The organism is Mesorhizobium sp. M4B.F.Ca.ET.089.01.1.1 (genome assembly GCF_004022605.1).
Lineage (GTDB): Bacteria > Pseudomonadota > Alphaproteobacteria > Rhizobiales > Rhizobiaceae > Mesorhizobium > Mesorhizobium abyssinicae.
Genome location: NZ_RZOS01001603.1, coordinates 1 through 383 on the forward strand (window position 1 = coordinate 1; position 383 = coordinate 383).

The following is a 383-nucleotide window of genomic DNA, read 5'->3' on the forward strand; positions in this document are numbered from 1 at the left end:
GTATTGGTCTGGCTTCCACACCCGCGAGCCTTGGCTACCCACGAACTCCTCGCCTTGCTTGGATTGGTGCTCATAGGCAGCGCCGTCTTCTTTCTGGACGACACGGCGCACGCACCCGCCCTCAATGTGCTCGTGCCTACAGTCGGAGCCGCGATGGTGCTTTACGCGGATCGCTCACGACATGTGGCGCTTGTTTTACGCAATGGCCCCGCAGCCTATGTCGGGCGCATCAGCTATTCACTTTACCTAGTGCACTGGCCCCTGATCGTATTCTGTGAGTATGGCCTTCTGCGGCCGCTGCTGCCGAAAGAGGCTGTTCTCGTCGGGTTCCTGTCTCTCGCCTTGGCAGTCATGATGTTTCACTTCGTTGAACAGCCGTATCG

1 protein-coding gene is annotated in these 383 nt (G+C 58.5%); it reads left to right on the plus strand.

Annotated features, from left to right (window positions below; all coding sequences use genetic code 11):
- Nucleotides 1-30 precede the first annotated feature (30 nt).
- The coding region (locus tag EN780_RS38450; RefSeq protein WP_133373058.1) for an acyltransferase family protein at nt 31-383 on the plus strand (353 nt) is incomplete at its 3' end.